The sequence below is a fragment of the Acetobacter syzygii genome, assembly GCF_000964225.1.
In the GTDB taxonomy this organism is placed as follows: domain Bacteria; phylum Pseudomonadota; class Alphaproteobacteria; order Acetobacterales; family Acetobacteraceae; genus Acetobacter; species Acetobacter syzygii.
In genome coordinates this window covers 1-1,174 of record NZ_BAMZ01000043.1, presented here as the reverse complement: position 1 = coordinate 1,174, position 1,174 = coordinate 1, and the positions used below count along the sequence as shown (strand labels likewise).

The following is a 1,174-nucleotide window of genomic DNA, read 5'->3' as shown; positions in this document are numbered from 1 at the left end:
CCCTTACCTTCTCCCCGTGGGAGATGTTTCTCAATGCCGGGCCTGTTGTCAGGTGCGTTATGGTTCTGCTGGCCGTAGCCAGCGTGCTGACATGGACCATTTTTGTTGCCAAGTCGGTCGAACTGCTGCGTGTGCGTGCGAGGCTCCACAAGGCGGAACAGGCGCTGGAGCAGGCTGGCACGCTGGATCTGGGGGAGGAGCGCACACGCCAGATTGGCATAGCCCACACGCTGGTCATGGCGGCAGAAACGGAACGTGCGCGCTCGGCGGATATTCTGCACGATAGCGAGGGGCTGAAGGAGCGCATTGTGCTGCACCTTGAACGGCTGGAAGCCGCAGAGGGCCGCCGCCTGATGCGCGGCACCGGCGTGCTGGCCACCATTGGCGCGACCTCGCCCTTTATTGGCCTGTTTGGCACGGTCTGGGGGATCATGACCTCCTTTACCGGTATTGCCGCCAGCAAGGCCACCAGCCTTGCCGTAGTGGCCCCCGGCATTGCCGAGGCGCTGCTGGCCACGGCCCTTGGTCTGGTTGCGGCCATCCCTGCGGTGGTCATTTACAACCACCTTGCCCGCCAGACCGCATCGTGCCGTGCACAGGTGGCGGACCTGACCGCGCTGGTCATGCGCCTTGTCTCGCGCGATCTGGGGCGGACTCTGGGGCTGGGCAATAGCGGGCAGGTTGTGCGGCTTGATCAGGCGCGCGATGTGCGCACGGTGGCGGGGGAGTAAGCGCGCGTGATCCGCATTCGCCATACCGATGAAAACCCGCATGAGGCGAGCGAGATCAACGTCACGCCGTTTATTGACGTGATGCTGGTGCTGCTGGTGATTTTTATGGTCACGGCACCGCTGACCACGGTGAACGTGCCTGTTGACCTGCCCTCCTCGAGCGAAAAACCGACCCCCCGGCCGGATGACCCGGTGTTCCTTACGGTCAAGGCCGACCATGGTCTGGCATTGGGGGAGGATGATACGACCATGGATGGTCTGGCCAGTGCGCTGGAGAGTGCGACAAAGGGCAACAAGGACGAACGTATTTTTCTCCGTGCCGACAAAACGGTGGATTACGGCACCCTGATGGAGGTGATGGATAAGCTGCGCACGACAGGCTACCTCAAGGTCGCGCTGGTCAACCTTCAGGGGCAGGAGCAGGGGAGCGAAAGCGCTGCCAA

2 protein-coding genes are annotated in these 1,174 nt (G+C 62.7%); both read left to right on the top strand.

The annotated features are described in order from the left end of the window. A partial coding sequence (gene exbB / locus Absy_RS11460) for a tonB-system energizer ExbB (RefSeq protein WP_048854899.1) occupies nt 1-731 on the top strand: 731 nt, incomplete at its 5' end. 6 nt (nt 732-737) lie between these two features. Then, nucleotides 738-1,174, top strand: a 437-nt coding sequence (gene exbD, locus Absy_RS11455) for a TonB system transport protein ExbD (RefSeq protein WP_048854898.1), incomplete at its 3' end; no start/stop codon positions are given.